This window comes from Pseudomonas bubulae, from assembly GCF_037023725.1.
GTDB classification, from domain to species: Bacteria; Pseudomonadota; Gammaproteobacteria; order Pseudomonadales; family Pseudomonadaceae; genus Aquipseudomonas; species Aquipseudomonas bubulae.
On record NZ_CP146077.1, the window covers coordinates 901,221 to 923,768 of the forward strand.

At 58.6% G+C, this 22,548-nt stretch carries 24 protein-coding genes and 2 pseudogenes; 12 read left to right on the forward strand and 14 right to left on the reverse strand.

Annotated elements, in window-relative coordinates:
* Window positions 1-62 precede the first annotated feature (62 nt).
* Entirely contained in the window at window positions 63-635 is a 573-nt protein-coding gene (locus V6L81_RS04160; RefSeq protein WP_016782674.1) for a xanthine phosphoribosyltransferase, read from the reverse strand.
* Between the two features lie 56 nt (window positions 636-691).
* Window positions 692-2,701, reverse strand: a complete 2,010-nt coding sequence (gene rep / locus V6L81_RS04165; protein ID WP_016782673.1) for a DNA helicase Rep — start codon at window positions 2,699-2,701, stop codon at window positions 692-694.
* A gap of 261 nt (window positions 2,702-2,962) precedes the next feature.
* On the opposite strand from rep, the gene V6L81_RS04170 reads away from it, so the two are divergent.
* A complete protein-coding gene (locus V6L81_RS04170) occupies window positions 2,963-4,630 on the forward strand; it encodes a bifunctional diguanylate cyclase/phosphodiesterase (RefSeq protein WP_094999737.1) in 1,668 nt (555 codons plus the stop codon).
* Between the two features lie 45 nt (window positions 4,631-4,675).
* Here V6L81_RS04170 and V6L81_RS04175 read toward each other — a convergent pair whose 3' ends face one another.
* Complete coding sequence (locus V6L81_RS04175) at window positions 4,676-6,073, reverse strand: NorM family multidrug efflux MATE transporter (protein WP_095026821.1); 1,398 nt, start codon at window positions 6,071-6,073, stop codon at window positions 4,676-4,678.
* Window positions 6,074-6,225: 152 nt separating this feature from the next.
* Here V6L81_RS04175 and V6L81_RS04180 point away from each other — a divergent pair, with 152 nt between their 5' ends.
* Window positions 6,226-7,146 carry a LysR substrate-binding domain-containing protein gene (locus tag V6L81_RS04180; RefSeq protein ID WP_094999739.1) on the forward strand — a complete coding sequence of 307 codons (921 nt, stop codon included), beginning with the start codon at window positions 6,226-6,228 and terminating at the stop codon, window positions 7,144-7,146.
* 9 nt (window positions 7,147-7,155) lie between these two features.
* On the opposite strand, the gene V6L81_RS04185 is transcribed toward V6L81_RS04180, so the two are convergent.
* Window positions 7,156-8,649, reverse strand: coding sequence for a YifB family Mg chelatase-like AAA ATPase (locus V6L81_RS04185; RefSeq protein ID WP_094999740.1), 1,494 nt, complete (start codon window positions 8,647-8,649; stop codon window positions 7,156-7,158).
* A gap of 175 nt (window positions 8,650-8,824) precedes the next feature.
* Here V6L81_RS04185 and V6L81_RS04190 point away from each other — a divergent pair.
* Window positions 8,825-9,103 (forward strand): annotated as a pseudogene (locus tag V6L81_RS04190) (type II toxin-antitoxin system RelE/ParE family toxin).
* A gap of 7 nt (window positions 9,104-9,110) precedes the next feature.
* The gene (locus tag V6L81_RS04195) at window positions 9,111-9,416 is read left to right on the forward strand and encodes a HigA family addiction module antitoxin (RefSeq protein WP_094999741.1); all 306 of its coding nucleotides are present in this window, start codon (window positions 9,111-9,113) and stop codon (window positions 9,414-9,416) included.
* A 1-nt stretch (window position 9,417) separates the two neighbouring features.
* Here V6L81_RS04195 and V6L81_RS04200 read toward each other — a convergent pair whose 3' ends face one another.
* On the reverse strand, window positions 9,418-9,846 hold the full coding sequence (locus V6L81_RS04200) for a VOC family protein (protein ID WP_095026822.1): 429 nt from the start codon (window positions 9,844-9,846) through the stop codon (window positions 9,418-9,420).
* A 46-nt stretch (window positions 9,847-9,892) separates the two neighbouring features.
* Window positions 9,893-10,153: an accessory factor UbiK family protein gene (locus tag V6L81_RS04205; protein ID WP_094999743.1), complete on the reverse strand. Its 261-nt coding sequence runs from the start codon at window positions 10,151-10,153 to the stop codon at window positions 9,893-9,895.
* A gap of 416 nt (window positions 10,154-10,569) precedes the next feature.
* On the opposite strand from V6L81_RS04205, the gene glnK reads away from it, so the two are divergent.
* From glnK to sutA, 3 genes are all read left to right on the forward strand, one after another.
* The gene (glnK, locus tag V6L81_RS04210) at window positions 10,570-10,908 is read left to right on the forward strand and encodes a P-II family nitrogen regulator (RefSeq protein WP_002555808.1); all 339 of its coding nucleotides are present in this window, start codon (window positions 10,570-10,572) and stop codon (window positions 10,906-10,908) included.
* 33 nt (window positions 10,909-10,941) lie between these two features.
* On the forward strand, window positions 10,942-12,279 hold the full coding sequence (locus V6L81_RS04215; protein ID WP_094999744.1) for an ammonium transporter: 1,338 nt from the start codon (window positions 10,942-10,944) through the stop codon (window positions 12,277-12,279).
* A 482-nt stretch (window positions 12,280-12,761) separates the two neighbouring features.
* Window positions 12,762-13,088, forward strand: a complete 327-nt coding sequence (sutA, locus tag V6L81_RS04220) for a transcriptional regulator SutA (protein ID WP_094999745.1) — start codon at window positions 12,762-12,764, stop codon at window positions 13,086-13,088.
* A 168-nt stretch (window positions 13,089-13,256) separates the two neighbouring features.
* Here the strand turns inward: sutA and V6L81_RS04225 are convergent, their stop codons facing one another.
* The 6 genes from V6L81_RS04225 to V6L81_RS04250 are packed head-to-tail and all read right to left on the reverse strand — an operon-like array spanning window position 13,257 to window position 17,814.
* Window positions 13,257-13,943 (reverse strand): HAD family hydrolase, encoded by a 687-nt coding sequence (locus tag V6L81_RS04225; protein WP_095031529.1) that lies wholly within the window; start codon window positions 13,941-13,943, stop codon window positions 13,257-13,259.
* A complete protein-coding gene (xerC, locus tag V6L81_RS04230) occupies window positions 13,940-14,836 on the reverse strand; it encodes a tyrosine recombinase XerC (RefSeq protein WP_094999747.1) in 897 nt (298 codons plus the stop codon). Before xerC ends, V6L81_RS04225 begins: the two co-directional genes overlap by 4 nt.
* Entirely contained in the window at window positions 14,837-15,553 is a 717-nt protein-coding gene (locus V6L81_RS04235) for a DUF484 family protein (RefSeq protein ID WP_095017855.1), read from the reverse strand.
* A gap of 13 nt (window positions 15,554-15,566) precedes the next feature.
* Window positions 15,567-16,397 (reverse strand): diaminopimelate epimerase, encoded by an 831-nt coding sequence (gene dapF, locus V6L81_RS04240; protein WP_338660496.1) that lies wholly within the window; start codon window positions 16,395-16,397, stop codon window positions 15,567-15,569.
* A gap of 4 nt (window positions 16,398-16,401) precedes the next feature.
* A complete protein-coding gene (gene lysA, locus V6L81_RS04245) occupies window positions 16,402-17,649 on the reverse strand; it encodes a diaminopimelate decarboxylase (RefSeq protein WP_094999750.1) in 1,248 nt (415 codons plus the stop codon).
* A 9-nt stretch (window positions 17,650-17,658) separates the two neighbouring features.
* Complete coding sequence (locus V6L81_RS04250) at window positions 17,659-17,814, reverse strand: LPS translocon maturation chaperone LptM (protein WP_019828266.1); 156 nt, start codon at window positions 17,812-17,814, stop codon at window positions 17,659-17,661.
* A 203-nt stretch (window positions 17,815-18,017) separates the two neighbouring features.
* Here V6L81_RS04250 and cyaY point away from each other — a divergent pair, with 203 nt between their 5' ends.
* The 3 genes from cyaY to rnk all read left to right on the forward strand — a co-directional run bounded on the left by cyaY (window position 18,018) and on the right by rnk (window position 19,271).
* On the forward strand, window positions 18,018-18,350 hold the full coding sequence (cyaY, locus tag V6L81_RS04255; RefSeq protein WP_094999751.1) for an iron donor protein CyaY: 333 nt from the start codon (window positions 18,018-18,020) through the stop codon (window positions 18,348-18,350).
* Complete coding sequence (locus tag V6L81_RS04260; RefSeq protein WP_153326713.1) at window positions 18,347-18,565, forward strand: DUF1289 domain-containing protein; 219 nt, start codon at window positions 18,347-18,349, stop codon at window positions 18,563-18,565. Before cyaY ends, V6L81_RS04260 begins: the two co-directional genes overlap by 4 nt.
* A 292-nt stretch (window positions 18,566-18,857) precedes the next feature.
* Entirely contained in the window at window positions 18,858-19,271 is a 414-nt protein-coding gene (gene rnk / locus V6L81_RS04265; protein WP_019828269.1) for a nucleoside diphosphate kinase regulator, read from the forward strand.
* A gap of 23 nt (window positions 19,272-19,294) precedes the next feature.
* Here the strand turns inward: rnk and V6L81_RS04270 are convergent.
* Both V6L81_RS04270 and V6L81_RS04275 read right to left on the reverse strand, forming a co-directional pair.
* Window positions 19,295-20,536 (reverse strand): annotated as a pseudogene (locus tag V6L81_RS04270) (class I adenylate cyclase); the annotation flags it as partial.
* Between the two features lie 36 nt (window positions 20,537-20,572).
* Window positions 20,573-20,821: a TIGR02647 family protein gene (locus V6L81_RS04275; RefSeq protein WP_094999754.1), complete on the reverse strand. Its 249-nt coding sequence runs from the start codon at window positions 20,819-20,821 to the stop codon at window positions 20,573-20,575.
* Between the two features lie 430 nt (window positions 20,822-21,251).
* On the opposite strand from V6L81_RS04275, the gene oscA reads away from it, so the two are divergent.
* Together oscA and V6L81_RS04285 are read left to right on the forward strand one after the other, a co-directional pair.
* Window positions 21,252-21,434 carry a sulfur starvation response protein OscA gene (gene oscA, locus V6L81_RS04280; RefSeq protein ID WP_016782652.1) on the forward strand — a complete coding sequence of 61 codons (183 nt, stop codon included), beginning with the start codon at window positions 21,252-21,254 and terminating at the stop codon, window positions 21,432-21,434.
* A gap of 65 nt (window positions 21,435-21,499) precedes the next feature.
* A complete protein-coding gene (locus tag V6L81_RS04285; RefSeq protein WP_095017852.1) occupies window positions 21,500-22,513 on the forward strand; it encodes a sulfate ABC transporter substrate-binding protein in 1,014 nt (337 codons plus the stop codon).
* Window positions 22,514-22,548 lie beyond the last annotated feature (35 nt).

Here is a 22,548-nt window from a genome sequence, read left to right on the forward strand (position 1 = left end):
CCGCCAGGCTGCGTTCGGCGGCGCAGCCTTCGTGCCTCGGCAGCTGCTACGGACTGAAAGGGTTACTCGATAAAGGTCACTTTACCGCCCGCCAGGGATTTGACCCGGGCCAGGGATTCAACGCGGTAGCCCTGTGCATCCAGCTCGGCACGGCCGCCCTGGAACGACTTCTCGATCACGATGCCCAGACCGGCCACGGTGGCGCCAGCTTGCTTGATGATCGAAATCAGCGCTTGCGAGGCCTTGCCATTGGCCAGGAAGTCGTCGATCACCAGCACGCGGTCGCTGCTTTGCAGGTGGCGCGGGGAAATCGCAACGGTGCTTTCAGTCTGCTTGGTGAACGAATACACCGTGGCCGACAGCAGGTTTTCAGTCAGGGTCAGGGACTGGTGCTTACGCGCAAAAATCACAGGTACACCCAAGTTCAAGCCAGTCATCACAGCAGGGGCGATACCCGATGCTTCGATAGTGACGATCTTGGTGATGCCCGAATCCTTGAACAAACGCGCGAACTCGTCGCCGATTTCCTTCATCAGCTGAGGATCGATCTGATGGTTCAAAAAGGCGTCGACTTTCAAAACCTGATCGGAAAGCACGATGCCTTCTTCGCGAATTTTCTTGTGCAGTGCTTCCAACGTAACGTCCTCAAATAGCGCTTTTGCGCTGAAGGTAGAGTAAAAAATAGTCGATTTTAGCGTTTTAGCATCGCGCGTATATCAGCCAGTGCTGTATTGCCGCGAACCGCTTTAACTTCGGTGGGGGTGTCATCGTTGCCTTCCCAGGCCAGATCGTCCGGGGGTAACTCATCGAGGAAACGGCTCGGCGCACAGTCAATGATCTCGCCGTACTGTTTACGCTTGGCGGCAAAGGTGAATGCCAGCGTCTCACGGGCACGGGTAATGCCCACATAGGCCAGGCGCCGTTCTTCTTCAATGGTGTCTGCTTCAATGCTGGAGCGGTGCGGGAGGATTTCTTCTTCCATGCCCATGATGAACACGTAAGGAAATTCCAGACCCTTGGAGGCGTGCAAGGTCATCATCTGCACGCCTTCGGCACCGTCTTCCTCTTCCTGTTGGCGCTCGAGCATGTCGCGCAGCACCAGTTTGCCGATGGCTTCCTCGATGGTCATGGCGCCGTCTTCGTCTTTTTCGAGGGTGTTTTTCAACGCCTCGACCAAAAACCAGACATTGGACATGCGGTAGTCCGCCGCCTTGTCGCTGGAGCTGTTGGTGCGCAGCCAGTTTTCGTAGTCGATGTCCATGATCATGCTGCGCAGCGCTGCAATCGGGTCTTCGCCCGAGCAATGCTCACGTACACGGTCCATAAAGCGCTTGAAACGTACCAGGCGGTCAGTGAAGCGTGCGTCCAGATGTTCGCCCAGGCCGATTTCATCGGTGGCGGCATACATCGAGATCTTTCGCTCGGTCGCGTAGTTACCCAGCTTTTCCAGGGTAGTCGAACCGATCTCGCGACGTGGGACGTTGATTACGCGCAGGAAGGCGTTATCGTCATCCGGGTTTACGATCAGGCGGAAGTAAGCCATCAGGTCTTTAACTTCCTGACGTCCGAAGAAGCTGTTGCCGCCCGACAAACGGTACGGGATCTGATGGTGCTGCAGCTTCAATTCGATCAGTTTGGCTTGATAGTTCCCGCGGTACAGGATCGCGAAGTCGCTGTACGGTCGATCGGTGCGCAGGTGCAGGGTGAGGATTTCGACGGCCACTCGCTCGGCTTCGGCGTCTTCGTTGCGGCAGCGGATCACCCGCACTTCGTCGCCGTGGCCCATCTCGCTCCACAACTGCTTTTCAAACTCGTGGGGGTTGTTGGCAATCAAGATATTGGCGCAGCGCAGAATACGGCTGGTGGAGCGGTAGTTTTGCTCCAGCATCACCACTTTCAAGGACGGGTAATCATCCTTGAGCAGCATCAGGTTTTCCGGGCGAGCGCCGCGCCAGGCGTAGATCGACTGGTCGTCGTCACCTACCACGGTGAACTGGTTGCGCTTGCCGATCAGGTATTTAACCAGCAGATACTGACTGGCGTTGGTGTCCTGATATTCGTCCACCAGCAGGTAACGCACCTTGTTCTGCCACTTTTCCAGAATGTCGGCATGTTCTTCGAACAGCTTGACCGGCAGCAGGATCAGGTCGTCAAAGTCCACCGCGTTGTAGGCCTTGAGCGTGCGCTGGTAGTGGGTGTAGACGATGGCTGCGGTCTGCTCCTTGGGGTTGCGCGCGTTTTCCAGAGCCTGGGGCGGCAGGATCAGGTCGTTTTTCCACGAGCCGATCATGTTCTTGATTTCGTCGACCCCGTCGTCGCCCGAATATTCCTTTTGCATGATGTCGGCCATCAGCGCCTTGACGTCAGCCTCGTCAAAGATCGAGAAGCCGGGCTTATAGCCCAGCCGCGCGTGCTCCTTGCGGATGATGTTGAGGCCCAGGTTGTGGAACGTGCACACCGTCAAGCCGCGGCCTTCACCCTTTTTAAGCAGGGTACCGACACGCTCTTTCATCTCGCGGGCGGCTTTGTTGGTAAAGGTCATGGCGACGATGTATTGGGCACGGATGCCACAGTTCTGGATCAGGTGCGCGATTTTGCGGGTAATCACGCTGGTTTTGCCGGAGCCTGCGCCGGCGAGCACCAATAGAGGGCCGCCGACGTAGCTCACGGCTTCTTGCTGCCGGGGATTGAGTCGGGACATGACGAGATCAGGGGTCGTTTGTAAAAAGGGCGGGCATTTTAACAGGCTGAGCAAATATTGCTGCCTCTGTGCGACGGTGTGACATGCCACATCCTTTAAATTTACTGCTTTTGTTACTTTCGCACAGGATGTAAAGAGTATTTCCAGCTACCGTAGGGTTAATGCAGCAAATAAGTATTTGATAACCAGTGTCATTGCCATTGGTTGCCGGCACGTCATAATGCCCACTGCCCGAATTTTTGCAGAGTCTAGGGAGCTAGCTTGTCTACGCCTGTCGAACCCTTGCGTTTGCTGCTATTGGCCGAAGAGCCATCTTGGGCAGCGTTGTTGCGCGAGTGTCTGGCGCCAATGGGAAGTGCGGCCGTCCTGATATGCGCGCCGAGCTGGGAGTCTGTCAGCCATCTGTTCGAAAACGATCGCAATGCGCTGCTCCTGACGACCCCGGCCCTGCAGCCCCCAGCGGGCCGCTGCCGCCTGCCCACGGTTTTGCTGCTCGACAGCGAGCCTGATAGCGCTCCAGCGGGCGTCAGCGACTGGCTGGTCGGCGCCAGCCTGACGGGCGATGTACTGCGCCGCTGTCTGCGCCATGTGCGTGAACGCGGCCTGCTGGAACACACCTTGCAGCGCCTCGCCGAAGAGGATCCACTGACCGGCATTGCCAACAGGCAAGGCTTCCAGACCCTGCTGGCCGTGCGTCTGGCCGAAAGTGACGGCCGTGGCATTGCCTTGGGCCATCTGGACCTGGACAACTTTCGTCACGCCAACGATGCATTGGGCCATCAGGCTGGCGACCGCCTGATCCTGCAAGTAGTGGCGCGCCTCAAAAGCCAGCTTGAAGCGGGTGACCAACTGGCCCGTCTTGGCAGTGATGAATTCGCCCTGTTGATCAATACCCATCGCGCGCCCGAGCGTGCCGAATGGATGGCCGAGCGCATTACCGAGGTGATGGCCGAGCCCTACTGGGTCGACGGCGAAAGCCTGTTGATCGGCTGCAGCCTGGGTATTGCCCATGCCCGCGCCAACGCCGGGGCCGACCCGTTGATGTGGCACGCGCACATTGCCATGCAACAGGCCAAAAGCACCCAGGGCTGTACCTTCCACGTATTCAACGAGCGTATCAATCGCAATGCCCGCAGCCTGGCCGACCTCGAAAGCGAGTTGCGCCGGGCGTTGCGCCGTGACGAACTGGAACTGCATTACCAGCCGCGCCTGGATCTTGGCACGGGGCAGATCGTCGGGCTGGAAGCGCTGGTGCGCTGGCGCCATGCCGAGCGTGGCCTGTTGGCTCCGAGTGAGTTCGTGCCTTTGGCCGAGCAAAGCGGGCTGATTGTTCCGCTGGGGTACTGGGTTATCTCCCGTGCCCTGCGGGATATGCAGGCGTTGCGCGAACGCGGGCTTGAGCCGCTGCACATGGCGGTCAACCTGTCGTTTCGCCAGTTTCAGGACAGCCAGTTGCTTTCGACCCTCAGCCGCCTGATCAGCGAACGCGGCGTAGAAGCACAGTGGCTGGAGTTCGAGCTGACCGAAACGGCCGTGATGCGGCGCAGTGATCTGGTCAAACAGACCATGGATGCCCTGGGCCGACTGGGTGTGCGTTTTTCGCTGGATGATTTCGGTACGGGTTTTTCATCGTTTGTGCACCTCAATAGCCTGCCGATTACGCTGCTCAAGATCGACAAAAGCTTTGTGGGCGGCATGGAAAGCCGCGAAGAGAACCGCAAACTGGTCCACGCCATGATCAACCTGGCCCACAACCTGAAACTGGAAGTGGTTGCCGAAGGCGTCGAAACTCCCGAACAGCTTGCTCTTTTGCGTGATTTTGGCTGCGATCAGGTGCAGGGCTACTTCATCAGCAAGCCGCTGCCGCTGGCCGAACTGGTGGAGTATTTGACGTTTGGGGCCGGGCAGCAGGTGCCAATTGCGCTCTAGGGCTTAAGAAAAACTTCCGTAGCAGCCTCGTTCCTTCGGCAGCTGCTACACAGCTACGCCCGCCACTTTGGCCGCCTTGCGCTCCAGCTTGATCATGCGCCGTACCTTCCACTCGAACGCCAGGGTCAAGCTGATCGCTGCACAGGCCAGGCCCGTCGCCAGCCCCCACCAGACACCTGCCGGGCCCCAACCGAAGGTAAAGGCCAGCATCCAGGCCATTGGCGCGCCAATCACCCAATAGCAGAACAGCCCCACCAGAAAGGTGGTCTTGGCATCCTTGAGCCCGCGAATCGCGCCCATGGCGATGGTTTGTGCGCCATCAAACAGCTCAAACCATGCCGCTACCGCCAGCAGGCTGACGGCCAGCTCAAATACCGGACGGAATGCAGGGTCATTGTAATCGAGGAACAACCCCACCAGATCCCTTGGCCAAAACCAGAACACCACGGAAAACCCGAGCATCACACATGCACCAAAACCGATACCGACCCGTCCTGCCAGCCGCGCCCGCTGCAAGTCACCACCACCATAGTGCTGGCCAATACGCATGGTGATCGCATACGACATGCCTGCAGGTACCATAAATGCCACCGATACGATTTGCAGTGCGATCTGGTGCGCTGCCAGCTGTGTACTGCCCATGGTGCCCATGCACAGTGCTGCGAAGGCAAACAAACCGACTTCCACGGCATAGGTCCCGCCAATCGGCAGGCCGAGCCGCCACAGTTCCCGCAAATATGTCAGATTGATCCGCGACAGGCCCTTGCTGATCGGGTACGCGTTGTAGGCCGGATGCCGATGGATATGCCAGGCCAACCCCAGCGCCATGCAGGTCGCCACAATCGCCGTGACCAGGCCGATACCCATCAAGCCCAGTTTTGGCAGGCCGAACATGCCGGTAATCAGCGCGTAATTGAGCACAAAGTTGGCCACGGTACCGATCAGGCTGATCACCATCACCGGTGTGGCCCGGCCCATTGCACTGGTAAAGCCGCGCAGGGCCATAAAAGTCATATAGCCGGGCAGGGCAAACGGTAGCAGCAGCAGAAACTGGCCAGCCGCTTCAACGTTGGTGGGCGTCTGGCCAAACAGCAACAATAGCGGTTTGATATTCCACAGCATTACCGCGCCGCCCAGCGCCAGTGCCCAAGCGAGCCACAACCCGGCCTGAGTCAGGCGGGTCGCCCCTTCGATATCCCCTGCACCCTGGCGAATCGACACCAGCGTGCCCACGGCAGCGATGACGCCAATGCAGAAAATCGACACGAACGAGTAGCTGGCCGCTCCCAGGCTCCCGCCAGCCAGAGCCTCCGGGCTCAAGCGCGCCATCATCAGGGTATCGGTGAGTACCATCAGCATGTGAGCCAGCTGCGAAGCGATCAGCGGCCCGGCCAACCTCATAATGGCCGAGAGTTCGATACGTGCAGGATGCTGTTTGGTCATTGTAGAAATTTCTATAGGTGCGTTGAAAGGCTTGATTCTCGGCGCGTTGAGTGTTTTAAGCAAAGGGATAAAAACGATCATTGGCATGATTTAAACTCATGGTTGATCTTGCCTTCTGTGCCATCACCTTTTGAGCTATAGGAATATGAGTAATGGCTCGTAGCCTTCCTCCGCTTTACGCCTTGCGCGCCTTTGAGGCTGCAGCTCGCCATAGTTCATTCACCCGGGCGGGAGAAGAGCTGTCCATTACCCAGAGCGCTGTCAGTCGCCATATCAAAACCCTGGAAGCGCATTTCGCCTGCCGGTTATTTCAGCGCAGCGGGCGCAGCCTGCAACTCACCGAAGCCGCGCGCTTGCTGCTGCCGGGAGTGCGCGAAGGCTTTGCCGCTCTGGAACGCGCCTGTACTACCTTGCGCGCCGAAGATGACATCTTGCGCATGAAAGCCCCCTCGACCCTGACCATGCGCTGGTTATTGGCCCGCCTGAGCCGCTTTCGCCACTTGCAGAGCGGCAATGAGGTGCAACTGACCAGTGCCTGGATGGACATTGACCATGTGGATTTCAATCACGAGCCATTCGACTGTGCAGTGCTGTTGAGCAACGGCCACTTTCCGCCTGACTGGGAGGCCACGCTGCTGTTCCCGGAGATGCTGATCCCGGTCGGTGCGCCCGCCATTCAGGGCGACGCGCCATGGGACGTCACACGCCTGGCGAGCACTGAGCTGCTGCACCCTACGCCTGACCGCCGCGACTGGCGGCGTTGGCTCGACTGCATGGGCCTGGGCGGGCAAGTGTCACTCAAGGGCGGGCAAGTTTTCGACACCCTGGAGCTGGGCATGATTGCCGCCGCCCGGGGCTACGGCATTTCCATGGGGGATTTGTTGATGGTGGCCGAAGACGTTGCCCAGGGGCGCCTGAGCCTGCCGTTCCCTGCTGCCGTGGCCAGCGGCGATAATTACTATCTGGTTTGGCCCAAGACCCGTCCCGGGGGCGAGCGTTTGCGTCGGCTCAGCGACTTTTTGCAGCAGGAAGTCGCCGCCATGGTGTTGCCAACCGTTGAGCAGTTGCACTGACCGCCATAATCAGCCACTGAATGGCCGATATTGCAACGCCTCTGCGAGATGCTTGCGCTCTATATTGTGTACCTGCTCCAGATCCGCCAGGGTCCTTGCCACTTTCAGCAGTCGGTGTGCCGCTCGCAGTGACAAGGTCATGCGCTCGCAAGCCGCCTCCAGCCAGCTGTTATCCATATCGCTCAAGCGGCATTGGGTTCGCACTCCCGGCAGATCGAGAAAGGCATTGGCGCAGCCCTGACGTTGCAGTTGGCGCTCACGCGCCGCAGCCACAAGCCCGGCGGCGTTGGCCGTGGTGTCACCTGAGGCAAGCGGCGGGTTGAGAGAGGTGGTCTCGCGGGCTACGGTCAGGTGCAGGTCGATGCGATCGAGCAATGGGCCGGAAAGTTTGTTGCGATAGCGCTGGATTTGCTCCGGTGTACAGCGGCAGCGGCCAGTGGGTTCGCCAAGATATCCACAGGGGCAGGGATTCATCGCCGCAACCAGTTGGAAGCGCGCCGGAAAACGCATGCGATCTTTCGCCCGTGCAATCACGATAAAGCCGCTTTCCATGGGCTCCCGCAAGACTTCCAGAACCTTGCGATCAAACTCGGGAAGCTCATCCAGAAACAATACGCCGTGATGGGCCAGGGTTATTTCCCCGGGCCGCGGTTTGGAGCCGCCGCCCACCAGCGCCGGCCCCGAGGCCGAATGATGAGGTTGGCGAAACGGTCGCTGTGGCCAGCAGTTCAATGGCACCTGGCTGGCCACTGACTGAATGGCGGCCACTTCCAGCGCCTCTTGCTCATTGAGCGGTGGCAACAAGCCGGGCAGGCGGCTGGCCAGCAAGGTTTTACCCGTGCCCGGCGGCCCGGTAAACAGCAGGTTGTGACTGCCAGCAGCAGCGACCAGCAATGCCCGTTTGGCCGAAAGCTGCCCTTGGACATCGCTCAGGTCGGGGTAGGGTTTGCTGATATGCAGCAAGCCGCTGGGGATATAGGGCTCTATCACCTCCCGACCTGCGAAATGGGCCACCAACTGCAACAAGTGCTCGGCCGCAATTACTGTCAGCCCGCAGGCCAGGCAGGCTTCTTCGGCATTGGCCTGCGGTACCACCAGCGCCCGGCCTGCGGCCCTTGCTGCCAGGGCGGCAGGCAATATGCCCTGCACTGGCCTGATTGCGCCCGATAGCGCCAGTTCGCCCAAACACTCCACCTGCTCCAGCGCCACGGCCGGCAGTTGCCCGCTGGCCGCCAAAATGCCCAGGGCAATGGCCACATCAAAACGCCCGCCGTCCTTGGGCAGGTCGGCGGGCGCGAGGTTGAGGGTGATACGCCGGGCCGGGAAATCCAGCGTGGAGTTGATGATTGCGCTGCGTACCCGGTCTTTACTTTCCTTGACCGCTGTTTCGGGCAAACCAACCAGCGTCAACGCAGGCAACCCATTGGCCAGATGCGCCTCGACCGTAACGGCAGGCGCCTCGACGCCCACCTGGGCGCGGCTGTAAACAATCGCCAGAGCCATGACTCTTTCCTTGAGTTCGCAAAAAAACCATGGTGCGCGAATCTCAAGCCAGGGGCAGGCATGGAATGGATACGGGATGTTAACGGGTATGGGAGCACGGCCAACGAACTGCCAAAGTGCGATTGCGAAAAAATTATAAGACCCTATGATTAATCAATAACGTTATTCATTAATCATGATTGTAAGTTTTAAATGCAACAGAACTGAAAGTCTGTATCGAAATGGCAAGACGCGCTTATGGTCAGACATTCTCAATGTCATTGAATGAAAATTAACCATGCTGGACGCTGCAAGCGTGCTGACAGATCTAGCGTCACCACCTGGCAACCGGCTCGAGGCTCTCAGCGGTACACGCAAGGGCCAGCACAGCATCCGCATCAACGCACAATGGCGAATCTGCTTCGTCTGGGGCGCCAATGGCCCTGAAGCAGTAGAAATAGCTGATTACCAATGAGGTCATCATGATCAAAAATGGCATGCGCCCGGTTCACCCGGGTGAAGTTCTCAAGGAAGAATACCTTGAGCCCCTGAGCCTCTCGTCTGCTGCTTTGGCCAGGGCGCTGGGGGTGTCCGCGCCGACGGTCAACGATATCGTGCTGCAGCGCCGTGGCGTCAGTGCCGATATGGCACTGCGCCTGTCAATTTGCCTGGCAACCACCCCGGAGTTCTGGCTTAACCTGCAAACCACTTACGACCTGCGCACAGCAGAAATCGACCGCGGTGCAGCGATTCGCGAACAGGTGCAACCCATTCACCACTGCGCCTGACTCACTGCTCCAGCGCTCGGGTCCCCAGATCCTCGGCAAAGCGCAACAAATAGCCATCGGGGTCGAGCACCAAAAAGTTGCACTCGCCAAACAGCACTTCATTGCTGCGGTACCAGCGTTCTTCCAGGGGTTTGCGCAGGGTATGGCCAGCGGCTTGCAGGCGCTCGATCAGGCAATCGGCAGCCGGGCATTTGATCGACAGGTTCATGCCCCGGCCGAACGGCTGCTCCAGCGGGCCGACCCGCCAGGAAGACTCTTCGAGGTCGTCCTGTTCCAGCATCAACTGGCTGCCATGGAATGACAGAAACGCAAAAAGATGCTCGGGCCGTTGGTACTCGATCTTGAAACCGAGCACTTCACAGTAAAAATGCAGACTGCGCGAAAGGTCCGAGACGATCATCTCGGGCACTAGCGGGTTCATCACCAGCATATAAAAACATCCTTGTTAATACAGGCGAATGCACCGCCTTTGAGCGTTATTCGCTCGGCGGCAACAGCCTTGCTTCCATTTCGGCCACTTTGGCCTCCAGGCTTTCGAGGCGAGCACGGGTGCGCGCCAAAACCACCATCTGGCTGTCGAACTCTTCGCGGCTCACCAGATCAAGCTTGCTGAAACCGCTTTGCAGCAAGGCTTTGAACTGGCTTTCGATTTCATTGCGCGGCAGCGCGGTTTCGCCACTGAACAAGCGGGAGGCATGGCCGCCAAGGGCGTCGAGAAAATCTTTGGGCGCGAGCATGGATAAGGTCCTTAAAACTGATGGTGACGAGTGTATCACGGGGTGTAGGCCCCCATTGGCGGGGGCTTTCTGCACATTTTTCGCGCACCACCCCCGCAAGCTGCGCACCATCATCGAGCACAAATACCCCGAGAAATCAGGCCAAAAGCCATCAACTTCCTCTAAATCGCTGTAATTATTGATTTTTCCAGACATGGCAAGGTTTCTGCTAAGACCAACATGACTCATGCACTGATGCAGTAGCTGTGACGAAGGCAGTGCGGCAGGTGGTTCAAGGAGTGTTTTCGTCACCAGCGATTTACACACGTTGTACAGCCTGAAGAAGGCTGACGATGCGTTACAAAGCCAGACACTGCGCTTAGACTTGAGCCGGGTTTGTTTTCCTGGGGCAAGTCCACCAATTCGGGAGAAGTTTCATGAAGCTAGTCACCGCCATTATCAAGCCGTTCAAGTTGGATGACGTGCGCGAGTCGCTGTCTGAGATCGGCGTACAAGGCATTACCGTTACTGAGGTCAAAGGCTTCGGCCGTCAGAAGGGCCATACCGAGCTGTATCGCGGTGCGGAATATGTGGTCGATTTTCTGCCAAAGGTGAAGATTGATGTCGCCATTGACGACAAGGATCTTGATCGGGTTATCGAGGCGATCACCAAGGCTGCCAACACCGGCAAGATTGGTGACGGCAAGATTTTCGTAGTCAATCTGGAACAGGCTATTCGCATCCGTACCGGCGAAACCGATACCGACGCAATCTAAGCCGCCAAACCCAACGCCCCAGGAGAAAACACTATGACTCTGCGTAAAATCGCAGGGCTCGGAGCCCTGTTGTCCGTCGTAATGCCTGGCCTGGCCATGGCGGCAGACGGAGTGGCTGCTCCAGTCCTCAACTCCGGCGACACCGCCTGGATGCTGACTGCTACAGCCTTGGTGCTGTTTATGACCATTCCCGGCCTGGCGCTGTTCTACGGCGGCATGGTGCGCTCCAAAAACATTCTTTCCGTGATGATGCAGTGCTTCGCCATTACCGGTCTGATCAGCATTCTGTGGGTCATTTACGGCTACAGCATCACGTTCGACACCACGGGCATGGAGCAGGGCGTCACCAACTTCAATTCCTTTATCGGCGGGTTTGGCAAAGCATTCCTGGCGGGTGTAACGCCTGAAAGCCTGACCTCATCCACCGCGCTGTTCCCGGAAGCCGTGTTCATCACCTTCCAGATGACCTTCGCCATCATCACCCCGGCGCTGATCGTCGGTGCCTTTGCAGAGCGCATGAAATTTTCCGCCATGCTGATCTTCATGGGCGTGTGGTTCACCCTGGTGTATGCACCGATTGCGCACATGGTGTGGAGCGGCAACGGCGGCCTGCTGTGGGACTGGGGCGTACTCGACTTTGCGGGCGGCACTGTGGTGCATATCAACGCCGGTATCGCCGGCCTGGTAGCGTGCATCGTGCTCGGCAAGCGCAAAGGCTACCCAAGCACCCCGATGGCGCCACACAACCTGGGTTACACCCTGGTGGGCGCTGCCATGCTGTGGATCGGCTGGTTCGGCTTCAACGCAGGCTCTGCAGCGGCCGCCAACGGTACTGCCGGCATGGCCATGCTGGTGACCCAGATCGCCACCGCAGCCGCAGCCCTGGGCTGGATGTTTGCCGAGTGGATTACCCATGGCAAACCTAGCGCACTGGGCATCGCCTCGGGCGTGGTAGCAGGCCTGGTGGCAATCACCCCGGCTGCCGGCACCGTAGGCCCGATGGGCTCGGTGGTGATCGGCTTGTCGGCTGGCGTGATCTGCTTCTTCTGCGCCACCAGCCTCAAGCGCAAGCTGGGCTACGATGACTCGCTGGATGCGTTCGGTGTGCACGGTATCGGCGGTATCGTCGGTGCAATCCTCACTGGCGTGTTTGCAGCCCCGGCACTGGGCGGCTTCGGCACCGTGACCGACATCGCAGCGCAAGTCTGGATCCAGTTCAAGGGCGTAGCCTTCACTGTAGTCTACACCGCGATCGTCACCTTCATCATCCTCAAGGTACTGGATGCCGTGATGGGGCTGCGCGTGACAGAAGAGGAAGAGGCTGTGGGCCTCGACCTGGCTCAGCACAACGAGCGTGGTTACAACCTGTAAGGTTCCCTCTATAAAAAAACCCGGCGTGCCGGGTTTTTTTTTGCCGGTAATAAGGCGATATTCGGTGCTATGAAATGATTTCCCCTACAGGTTATTGGGGTTGCGAAGTTCTACGCTTGTTTATGCGACCCGTGCTTGCGACACAACTCGACTATTAGCCGCTTTGCTTTTTTCTTCAGCACGCTAGAATGCGCGCCGAGGGCAGAAAACAATGCTCGAGTACGACGAAGGCGAGGATGATCTCCCGACGCTTTCAAGGCCCGTGATCCGTGTGCTGGAGCATTCGGCACAGGGCGCCTGGCGAGGTGTTAATTCAGGCGGATGCCGTAATGATGGTGGTATTCGCCAAACCCTCTTCACCTTACAACGATGAAGAGGCGTAAGCCGCGGTTTGCCCAAGGCTACTTTTTCACCAGCGGTGGTCGACAGTCGCCACAGCTGGTCTATAACTAATCTGCTATACGTATGTCATGGGGTAGAACATGAGCGACGACGATCTGGAAAACGATGACCTCGAAGTAGGCGAAGACGACGATACCGAAGAGGGCCTGGAAACGGCCGCCGAGGATGTTGCAGACGACGATGGTGGCGATGATGCGCCGGCCCCTGCGGCCAAAGGCAAGTCAAAGGCCGCTGTGTCGGTTGATGACCTGCCGAGCGTAGAAGCCAAAAACAAGGAGCGTGATGCTCTGGCCCGCGCCATGGAAGAGTTTTTGTCCAAGGGCGGCAAGGTGCAGGAAGTTGAGGCCAATGTGGTGGCTGACCCGCCCAAAAAGCCTGACAACAAGTACGGCAGCCGTCCTATCTAAGGATAAGGACCGCTTGCATGCTTGAAGAAAAAACCCGCCGTCGCTGCGGGTTTTTTTGTGGGCGTTGGAAAACTTCACATCCCTGTGGCGCGGGCTTATCGTGATTGCAACATTCCGGTTTGTCTGGCGACCGCGGTGCCTGCAACGCGAGCAAGCCCGCTCCCACAGTTACAAGTGCTTCAACACCAGCGGCAACTCGCTCAAACAGCCAATTTCCGCATCGGGAGCCTTGTCCCCGTCCCAGTGCTTGCCGCCGGGGTTGAACCACACTGCACGCAGGCCTGCCAATTGCGCTCCGGCAATATCGTCACCGGGGTGATCGCCCACATGCACCGCCGCCCCTGCTGCCACGCCACCGCGCGCCAGCGCTTCGTGAAACAGGCGCGCGTCCGGTTTGGCAATGCCAATGTCTTCAGCACACAACACAAACTTGAAGTGATGGCCCAAACCTATTCTTCGCACATCGGCGTTACCGTTGGTCACCACACCCAGGGCGTAATCCCGTGCCAGCACCATCAGGGTCGGCTCGGCCTGGGGGAATACGTCCAGGGCGTGACGCGCCTCAATAAACACCTCAAAGGCATCATCGGCCAAAGACGCAGCGTTGGCGTAACCCGCACCGTGCAGCGCATGAAACAGAATGCGCCGACGCAGGGCACTGATCCGGTGCTTGAGCTGCGGCTCCTCGCTCAATACCCGCTCGCGAATCGCCTGGAAATGCCCGGCCTCAACAGCGCCCATTTTTGGTGCGTTATCCGTCAGCCAGTTACGCAACACGGCTTCAGCGCTGACGATCACCGGGGCGGTGTCCCACAGAGTGTCGTCGAGGTCGAAGGTAATCAGCTCAATCGTCATTCACTGTCCTTACTGCGTTTGGCCCTTGGATGGGCGCTGTCGTAGACCGATGCCAGATGCTGGAAATCCAGATGAGTATAAATTTGCGTGGTTTTGATGTCCGCATGCCCGAGCAACTCTTGCACGGCACGCAAGTCCTGGGAGGACTCCAGCAGATGGCTGGCAAATGAATGGCGCAGCATGTGCGGGTGCAGATTCTGTCCCAGCTCACGCTCACCGGCAGCCTTGACCCGCATTTGAATTGCCCTTGGCCCAAGGCGCGTACCACGCTGGCTGACGAATACGGCGTCGTCCTTGGGGTTGGCCAGCAACCGCACTGCCAGCCAGGCCTGAAGCGCCTCCCGGGCCTTCTTGCCGACGGGCAGCACGCGGGTCTTGCTGCCTTTGCCGAGCACTTCGACCAGCCCGTCAGCCAGATCCAGCTGTTCCAGATTTAGCCCGGTCAGCTCCGACAAGCGCAGGCCCGACGAGTAAAACAGCTCCAGAATGGCCTGATCGCGTTGGGCCAGAAAATCGTCCTCGACACCACCCTCCAGCAATTGCAGGGCGCGATCGGTATCCAGGGTCTTGGGCAGGCGACGTTCGCCTTTTGGCGGGGCCAGGCCGTTTGCCGGATCGTGGTCGCACAGGCCTTCTCGATTGAGGTAGTGATAAAGCCCGCGTACCGCCGACAGCAGACGGGCAATACTGCGCGAGGACTGCCCTTGCTGATGCAGACGCGACACCAGTTGGCGCATGCGCTGGATATCCAGTGCCGCCCAGCTGGGGATTGATTCCTTGGCGCAAAACGCCAGCACCTTGTTCAGGTCGCGGCGGTAGGCCTCAAGCGTATGCGGGGACACCTGGCGCTCACTGCGCAGGTGAATGCAGTAAGCGTCCAGTTGCCGTTCCATCTAGCGCACCGAGCGCAGCGCGTTGGTAAAGCGCGGCAGCACCCGGCCCAGCACTTCGGCGATATAGCCGAGGAACAGCGTGCCCACCGAGCTTTTGTAGTGCTGCGGATCGCGACTGGCAATCGCCAGTACACCGTGCAACCCCAGATGATTAAGGGCTACCACGGCCGTGGAACCGATTTGCTTGCGCTGCTCTTCGCCAAACAGGAAGTCCAGCTCGTGCTCGCGCAAGCTGCCGCTGACGGTCTTGCCTTCAGTCAACAAGCCACCCAGCGCCCGTTGCGCATCGGCGCTGCTGACCCAACGGCCGACCGGCATCGGGTTGTCACCAAACAGCACCAGGCTGACAAAGGGCACCTGGAAGTCCTGGCGCAGGCTGTCTTCGACGGCAATCACCAGCTCTTCGAGGCTGGTGGCGTCCATCAGGGCCAGGTTCAGGCGACGGGTTTTTTCGAACAGACGGTCGTTGTCACGGGCCACGTCCATCAGTTGCGACAAGCGATGACGCATCTCGATATTGCGACTGCGCAGCAGCTCCAGTTGACGTTCCACCAGCGAAATGGTGTCGCCACGCTGATGCGGAATGCGCAGCGACAGCAACAGCTCTTCGCGCTGGCTGAAGAAATCCGGATGCTCCTGCAGATACGCTACAACCGTTGCGGCTTGCGAGTTATCCACAGGGACGTCGAGTGCTGCTGGCTGCGTCTTGTCGGTCATCGGTTGCGCTCGCTCATAAACGGACTTGTCCTTCGTAAACACGCATGGCCGGGCCGGTCATGATCACAGAGTGGCCAGGGCCTGCCCATTCGATGGACAACCGGCCACCAGGCAGATCGAGGATCAGCGGTGAGTCCATCCAGCCCTGGCTGATGGCTGCCACGGCCGCTGCACAGGCGCCGGTGCCGCAGGCCTGGGTTTCCCCGGCGCCGCGTTCCCAGACGCGCAGTTGCCCGCGCTGACGATCTATCACGTGCAGAAAACCGACATTGACCCGTGCGGGAAAGCGCGGATGGTGTTCAATTTTGGGGCCCAGTTCATGCACCGGTGCAGCGTTGATATCGTCTACGCGCAGCACCGCATGGGGGTTGCCCATCGAAACGGCAGCCAACTCGACGGTCTGGCCATCGACATCCAGCTCATAGCTCAACGCCTGGGCGTCGGCCACAAACGGGATATCTGCCGGAACCAGGCGCGGCGGCCCCATGTCGACGCTGATTTGCCCATCGCTGCGCACGTTCAGTTCGATAATGCCGCTCTTGGTTTCGACCTTGATCTGGCGCTTGGTGGTCAGGCGCTTGTCGAGCACGAAGCGCGCAAAGCAGCGCGCCCCGTTGCCGCATTGCTCCACTTCGGAACCGTCGGAGTTGAAGATCCGGTAACGGAAGTCCACCTCCGGGTTACTCGGTGCTTCAACGATCAATAGCTGATCAAAGCCGACACCCGTGTGCCTGTCACCCCATTGCTTGGCATGCTTGGGCAGGATGTGCGCGTGCTGGCTGACCAGGTCGAGAATCATGAAATCATTGCCCAGGCCGTGCATTTTGGTAAAACGCAGCAACATGGGTTTACTCCGGCAGCAGGCTTTCGCCAGCAAACAACTCGGCAACAGTCTCGCGACGACGCACTTCAAACGCCTGATCGCCATCCACCAGTACTTCGGCGGCGCGGCCACGGGTGTTGTAGTTCGAGCTCATGACAAAACCATAGGCACCGGCCGAATGCACGGCCAGCAAATCACCTTCGGCCAGCGCCAGCTGGCGGTCCTTGGCCAGGAAGTCACCGGTTTCGCAGATCGGGCCGACGATGTCGTAGGCGCGGGCTTCGCTGTCACGCGGGCGAACTGCAGTCACGTCCATCCAGGCCTGGTACAGGGCCGGGCGGATCAGATCGTTCATCGCCGCATCGACGATGGCGAAATCCTTGTGCTCGGTGTGCTTGAGGTACTCGACCTGAGTCAGCAGCACGCCAGCATTGGCCACGATGTAACGACCCGGCTCGAACACCAGCGCCAGGTCACGCCCGTCGAGGCGCTCACGCACGGCCTTGATGTAATCACCGGCCAGTGGCGGCTCTTCATCGCGGTAACGCACGCCCAGGCCGCCACCGAGGTCGATATGACGCAGGTAGATGCCGCAATCGCCCAGTCGGTCGATCAGTGCCAGCAGGCGGTCGAGAGCGTCGATGAACGGTTCGAGGGTGGTCAGTTGGGAGCCGATATGGCAATCGACACCGACCACTTCCAGGTTCGGCAATTGAGCGGCACGGATGTAGACATCTTCGGCGTCAGCGATGGCGATGCCGAACTTGTTTTCTTTCAGACCGGTGGAGATGTACGGGTGGGTTCCCGCATCGACGTCCGGGTTGACCCGCAGCGAAATCGGGGCGCGAACGCCCATTTCGGCGGCCACCACCTGCAAGCGCTCAAGCTCTTCGGTGGACTCGACGTTGAAGCAGTGCACGCCCACTTCCAGAGCGCGACGCATGTCATCGCGGGTTTTGCCGACACCGGAAAACACGATCTTGTCAGCCGTGCCGCCAGCGGCCAGAACACGCTCCAGCTCGCCACGGGACACGATGTCAAAACCGGCGCCCAGACGCGCCAGGACATTGAGCACGCCCAGGTTGGAGTTGGCCTTGACCGCGAAGCACACCAGGTGCGGCATGCCGTTCAGGGCATCGGCGAAAGCGTTGTACTGCGCCTCGATGTGTGCCCGGGAATAAACATACGTCGGCGTGCCAAAACGCTCGGCAATGGCCGTCAGCGCAACACCTTCGGCGAACAGCTCGCCGTCCCGGTAATTAAAAGCGTCCATGGTGTTCCCTTATTGGTGCTTGTGCGATTGCGATTGCGACGACTTCGCTTGGTCTTCAGGGGATTTGCTGTCATCGGGAAGATACAGCGGTCCTTTTTGACCACAGGCAGAAACAAGGCAGGCGACCGCGACGAGCGCAGCAATAGAAGAGATCAGGCGCTTCATGGCGAAATCCTTTGAAAAGCATTAATTGCGCCCGAGTATACCGAGCACCCACCAGCTTGCCTATGCAGCAGAGCGGCCGAGCGTTACGTCCTGTGTGGATGATCAGTGGTCGCGGGCAGATGGCTGTTATGGGGTTTGCAATCGGCCTGGAGCGCCCGTATCTTGCGAGCTCCGAGCATGACTAGATATTACGAGGTTCCACCATGAGTTTGACTGAAGCCCGTTTTCACGATCTGGTCGATGCCACCCAGGAAAATCTGGAAGACATCTTTGATGACTCTGATCTGGATGTAGATGTAGAGAATTCCGCCGGCATCCTGACAATCAAGTTCGAGAATGGCAAAGCCCTGATCTTCAGCCGTCAGGCGCCGCTGCTGCAGCTCTGGCTGGCGGCACCCAGCGGCGGTTTTCACTTCGACTACGATGAAAAACGCAGTTCGTGGAAGTGCGATAAAAGCGACGAGCTGCTCAGCGAAATGGTTCAGCGCCTGACACTGGAACACGCAGGCGCCGAGCTGGAATTTGAAGAGATCTGACAGTGACCGCTTCTGCTAAACCTGCAAAACCGCTCTACAGTAACGTTAGTCCGGCAGTGCCGTCCCCCTGCATCAGCACCTGCCGGCTGGATGAGCACAAAGTCTGCCTGGGCTGTTTTCGCCACGTTGAAGATATTCGCGAGTGGCGCTCGGCAGACGACCAGCGGCGCCGGGTGATTTGTGAACAGGCCCAATTGCGGCAGCGGCTCCCGTAGCAGCTGCCGCAGGCTGCGTTCGATTGCGTAGCAATCGCAAAACCTGAGCCCTTTGTTCAACTGACACACCGCAGAGCCTGACTTTACGACGACTGCGTCGCCGAACGCAGCCTGCGGCAGCTGCTACGGATAATCGTCGTACGCAATCAGGGGGCAGTGTCCCCCCTGCTTGTGTATTTATTTTGCTGTGGTAGTGTCCGGGTTCGCCTCGCACTAACGAGGTTCGTCAAAACCCCGCCATATTCCGGCGGGGTTTTGCTTTTTCGTGCAGAAAAAAGGAGTCTGCCAGGTCATGAGCACACCAACCCCACTCATCCTCACCCGCCTGGACGTACAGCGTCTGGAGCAATTGATCGACAGCTTGCCAGAAACGACTCCTGGCATTGAGGCACTGCAAGCCGAGCTCGATCGCGCCGAAACCATCGTTGGCCACGAAGAAGTGCCTGCCGGCGTCGTGACCATGAATTCCCGTGTGCATTGTCGCGAAGAAAGCAGTGGCAAGGACTACCGCCTGACGCTGGTATACCCAAAAGACGCCAACGCCGACGAAGGCAAGATTTCGATTCTGGCCCCTGTGGGCAGCGCGTTGCTGGGGCTGCAAGTTGGCCAGCACATCAACTGGCCTGCTCCCGGTGGCAAGACCCTCAAGCTGGAACTGCTTGAAGTGGAATACCAGCCAAAAGCAGCAAGCGATTTCAGCGCTTAAGACCTTCCGGATCAGTCATGTCACAGCGCAGGCGTTTGCTCGTCACGGGCAAACTGACGCAAAGACCGGTAGCTGACGCTCAGCTCCCGGGCCAGGGCCCGACGCTCATGACTGACCTGCTGCGCCTGCCATTGCGAGCGATTGTCGAGCATTGCCAGGTGCTGCTCATCCCAGCCCCATTCGCGGGTCAGGCGCTTGAGTAACCGCCGCTGCCACAACATGCCTGCCTCGCCATTGCTCAACTCGTGGCCGACCTTCAGGTAGAGGCTGCGGCGAACCAGTTCCAGTCGCTGCAACTCACCCCGGCCCTCCAGGTAACGCTCAATACGTCGGTAAACCACCACGTAGGGGTCCATCTCATCCAGGTCCAGTTGATTGGCGTACACCCTCTGTTTGAACCCCAGGCTCAGGCAGCTCACCTGCGGGTGCTCGCTGGCGTACACCTCAATCAGCAGCAGCTTGAGCAGCGACTTGTAGGGCGCCTCAATGCCCTTGAGCAATTGCCACAGCCCGGCGCCCAGAAACTCGCCGGGGGCAATATGGGCTAGGTGGCCAAGATCAATGGTTTCGTCACGGTCGATTACCCCTGTTTCCAGTAGCCCACAGGCGAATTCAGCGTACCGCGCTTCCTCATGCACCGGCACCCACCACCACATCGGTGTGCGCCCGGCGAGCCAGATGGCGGTGCGATAAAACTCATCGAGCAACAACCTCTGTCGTGGCTCGTCGCCCTCGTCGTTGCGCAATTGTGCATCGATCAAAAAGAAGTGTGCTTCACAGCCCTGGCTCGTCGCCCAAGCTTCCAGGCGTCGGCATTTTTTGCGCAAGGCCGACACGGCGGCATCATTCAAGTCCGGAGCGAGGCAAACCCACACGTCCATATCGCTTTGCGCGGTCTGGGCCAATGTGCCGAGGCTGCCCATCAAAAAAAGCCCATGGATCGGTTGTGACTGGCAAGCGTTGCCCATGCTGCAAGAAAAGTCGTGAATCAGATGTCGGGCAGAGGCGAGGGCGAGTGCGTCAGGTTTATAACCCGACACCCCGGCGGGAGTGCAGTCAGACACATAACCGGGCAAGAGCGGGTGATTGATATGAAAGAGCAGCGCCAACAGGTTCAGTAGCGCTTGTTGGCGAGGGGCCAGCCCCTCTACCGCTCGGGCCAGGCGACCCTGATTGACGCGCAAAAAGCGCCCACGCAACTGCTGGAGAACCTGTCGCTCAGTTCTCTGGTTCAGTGCGGGCGGAGATAAGTGTGCCCGCGGAATCATTAATCGTTCAGATCCCGAGGGCGGGGCGTGGCGTCAGGCAACTTCTTTGGATTCAACAAGAATCGACAGCAGTACTTGGACACTTTCGGCAGCATCACGTCCCAGGCTTGTCAGATAGCCACCATCGGGTTGATCGATCAGTTTTTTCTCGAACAGGCGCTGCGCCGCGGCGACTTTTTCTGGCGCGGCATGTTGATGAATCTTCAGGCCCTCAAGGGTACTTTCCAAGTCAAACAGTGCAAGGACTTCCAGTTCGGCAACCAACTCAGGGGTAAACGACATAAAGACTCCAGACTATGCAGGAAAAGACGACAGCCGCTCTAAGGTGATCCCACTTGTGCTGACTGTCCAGCAACAGTTCCCACCTTTGCAAAACATCCTGTCGTTATAAGGCAGTTGGAGTGTAGTCGCGTCCCACTTTGCCGCTGGGAAATTCGTAGCAGCTGCCGAAGGAACGAGGCTGCGTCCGGCCGCGCCGCGGTCGTAAAACCGAACCCTGGGCTGTGTCAGAAAAACATCGCGCGCAGTATTTACGGTCGCTTCGCAACCGGACGCAGCCCTCGGCAGCTGCTACACATGGTGCTCAAGCGCCTATTTTGAGCTTTCAGTTATATAAACATTCTTAAATAGTATTTTTAAGAATATCTACACCTCACTACTATTGCCCCTACGCCAGCAACCCTGTCGGCACCCCATTTTCAGGAGCAGCACCATGAGCGCATCTCTGCGTAGCGTTGACGGCCAGGACGAAGCAACCATCCTGCGGGAAATCCAGAGCGCGCTGCGAGACCTGCGCTTTGGTGCTGTGGAAATCACTGTGCATAACGCGCAAGTGGTGCAGATCGAACGCAAAGAGAAATTCCGCCTGCAAAACCCGAGTCAGAAAAACGCCTGAATCGTTCAAGCGCATTCACCTGAGTGCGCTCAATAAAAATTAAAAAATGCTTTGGAGCCTCACCTATGTCCCTACGCCGTTACGCTTTGGCCGCGCTGGCCAGTGCCATTTTTGCTGGCTCCGCTGTAGCCAAAGATTACGAGTTGTTGAACGTTTCCTACGATCCAACCCGCGAGCTGTACCAGGATTACAACACTGAGTTCACCCAGTTCTGGAAAGCCAGCCACCCGGGTGACAACGTCAAAATCCAGCAATCCCACGGCGGCTCGGGCAAACAGGCCCGCGGCGTGGTCGACGGCCTGCGCGCTGACGTGGTAACCCTGGCCCTGGCCGGTGACATCGACGAAATCGCCAGGCTGAACAAGGGCTCGCTGCCGGAAAACTGGCAAACCCGCCTGCCGGACGCCAGCACCCCGTACACCTCGACCATCGTGTTCCTGGTGCGCAAGGGCAACCCTAAAGGCATCAAGGACTGGGGCGACCTTACCAAGGACGGCGTATCGGTCATTACCCCGAACCCTAAAACCAGCGGCGGCGCGCGCTGGAACTTCCTTGCAGCCTACGCTTACGGCCTGAAAGCCAACGGCGGCAACGAAGAAAAAGCCAAAGAATATGTAAAAACCCTGTTCAAACACGTGCCAGTGCTGGACACCGGTGCACGCGGTTCGACCATCACCTTCGTCAACAACGGTCAGGGTGATGTGTTGCTGGCCTGGGAAAACGAAGCATTCCTGGCACTCAAGGAGGATGGCGGTACCGATAAATTCGACATCGTCGTACCTTCCCTGTCGATCCTGGCTGAGCCGCCAGTGGCTGTAGTCGACAAAAACGCCGATAAAAAGGGCAATGCCGAAATCGCCAAAGCCTACCTCGAACACCTGTACAGCCCGGCCGGCCAGGAAATTGCTGCAAAAAATTTCTACCGCCCGCGTGACGCAGCAATCGCTGCCAAGTACGCACAGCAGTTTCCGAAACTGGAACTTGTGACTATCGACAAAGACTTCGGTGGCTGGAAAACTGCGCAGCCGAAATTTTTCAATGACGGTGGTGTGTTCGACCAGATCTACCAGGCGCAGTAACCTGTGGGGTGGGGCCTTTGGCCTCGCTGAAAGCT

What these genes read in the sequence shown, in the direction of transcription:
- xerC (WP_094999747.1), bottom strand. Translation starts at nt 14,836, where the DNA reads ATGGAACGGCAACTGGACGCTTACTGCATTCACCTGCGCAGTGAGCGC.
- sutA (WP_094999745.1), top strand. Translation starts at nt 12,762, where the DNA reads ATGAGCGACGACGATCTGGAAAACGATGACCTCGAAGTAGGCGAAGAC.
- V6L81_RS04195 (WP_094999741.1), top strand. Translation starts at nt 9,111, where the DNA reads ATGATCAAAAATGGCATGCGCCCGGTTCACCCGGGTGAAGTTCTCAAG.
- V6L81_RS04185 (WP_094999740.1), bottom strand. Translation starts at nt 8,649, where the DNA reads ATGGCTCTGGCGATTGTTTACAGCCGCGCCCAGGTGGGCGTCGAGGCG.
- oscA (WP_016782652.1), top strand. Translation starts at nt 21,252, where the DNA reads ATGAGCGCATCTCTGCGTAGCGTTGACGGCCAGGACGAAGCAACCATC.
- lysA (WP_094999750.1), bottom strand. Translation starts at nt 17,649, where the DNA reads ATGGACGCTTTTAATTACCGGGACGGCGAGCTGTTCGCCGAAGGTGTT.
- V6L81_RS04200 (WP_095026822.1), bottom strand. Translation starts at nt 9,846, where the DNA reads ATGCTGGTGATGAACCCGCTAGTGCCCGAGATGATCGTCTCGGACCTT.
- V6L81_RS04225 (WP_095031529.1), bottom strand. Translation starts at nt 13,943, where the DNA reads ATGACGATTGAGCTGATTACCTTCGACCTCGACGACACTCTGTGGGAC.
- rep (WP_016782673.1), bottom strand. Translation starts at nt 2,701, where the DNA reads ATGTCCCGACTCAATCCCCGGCAGCAAGAAGCCGTGAGCTACGTCGGC.
- V6L81_RS04205 (WP_094999743.1), bottom strand. Translation starts at nt 10,153, where the DNA reads ATGCTCGCGCCCAAAGATTTTCTCGACGCCCTTGGCGGCCATGCCTCC.
- cyaY (WP_094999751.1), top strand. Translation starts at nt 18,018, where the DNA reads ATGAGTTTGACTGAAGCCCGTTTTCACGATCTGGTCGATGCCACCCAG.
- V6L81_RS04275 (WP_094999754.1), bottom strand. Translation starts at nt 20,821, where the DNA reads ATGTCGTTTACCCCTGAGTTGGTTGCCGAACTGGAAGTCCTTGCACTG.
- V6L81_RS04175 (WP_095026821.1), bottom strand. Translation starts at nt 6,073, where the DNA reads ATGACCAAACAGCATCCTGCACGTATCGAACTCTCGGCCATTATGAGG.
- glnK (WP_002555808.1), top strand. Translation starts at nt 10,570, where the DNA reads ATGAAGCTAGTCACCGCCATTATCAAGCCGTTCAAGTTGGATGACGTG.
- V6L81_RS04180 (WP_094999739.1), top strand. Translation starts at nt 6,226, where the DNA reads ATGGCTCGTAGCCTTCCTCCGCTTTACGCCTTGCGCGCCTTTGAGGCT.
- V6L81_RS04215 (WP_094999744.1), top strand. Translation starts at nt 10,942, where the DNA reads ATGACTCTGCGTAAAATCGCAGGGCTCGGAGCCCTGTTGTCCGTCGTA.
- rnk (WP_019828269.1), top strand. Translation starts at nt 18,858, where the DNA reads ATGAGCACACCAACCCCACTCATCCTCACCCGCCTGGACGTACAGCGT.
- dapF (WP_338660496.1), bottom strand. Translation starts at nt 16,397, where the DNA reads ATGTTGCTGCGTTTTACCAAAATGCACGGCCTGGGCAATGATTTCATG.
- V6L81_RS04250 (WP_019828266.1), bottom strand. Translation starts at nt 17,814, where the DNA reads ATGAAGCGCCTGATCTCTTCTATTGCTGCGCTCGTCGCGGTCGCCTGC.
- V6L81_RS04285 (WP_095017852.1), top strand. Translation starts at nt 21,500, where the DNA reads ATGTCCCTACGCCGTTACGCTTTGGCCGCGCTGGCCAGTGCCATTTTT.
- V6L81_RS04235 (WP_095017855.1), bottom strand. Translation starts at nt 15,553, where the DNA reads ATGACCGACAAGACGCAGCCAGCAGCACTCGACGTCCCTGTGGATAAC.